This window comes from Paraburkholderia sp. SIMBA_053, from assembly GCF_046534895.1.
Lineage (GTDB): Bacteria > Pseudomonadota > Gammaproteobacteria > Burkholderiales > Burkholderiaceae > Paraburkholderia > Paraburkholderia caledonica.
Genome location: NZ_JAWRXU010000207.1, coordinates 1 through 369, shown reverse-complemented (window position 1 = coordinate 369; position 369 = coordinate 1). Strand labels below are relative to the sequence as shown.

At 61.8% G+C, this 369-nt stretch carries 1 protein-coding gene; it reads right to left on the bottom strand.

Annotated elements, in window-relative coordinates:
• Positions 1-369: transporter substrate-binding protein (locus tag SB753_RS35290; RefSeq protein WP_410804703.1), on the bottom strand; the 369-nt coding region annotated here is incomplete at both ends.

The following is a 369-nucleotide window of genomic DNA, read 5'->3' as shown; positions in this document are numbered from 1 at the left end:
CTTCGACTTCAGGAACGCGCGCAGGATCTTGTTCGTCGTGCGCGGATACACATAGTCGGTGCCGAGCAGGAAGAAGCGCTTCGCGCCGCCGCCTTCCGCGCTCATCAGATATTCGGTTGCGGGAATCGCCTGCTGGTTCGGCGCGGCGCCCGTGTAGAACACGTTGCGCGACATCTCTTCGCCTTCGTACTGCACGGGGTAGAACAGCAGGCCGTTGAGTTCCTCGAAGACCGGCAGCACCGACTTGCGCGACACGGAAGTCCAGCAGCCGAACACCACCGCGCATTTTTCCTGCGTGATCAGTTGACGCGCTTTTTCTGCGAAGAGCGGCCAGTTCGATGCCGGGTCGACGACCACCGGCTGAAGCTG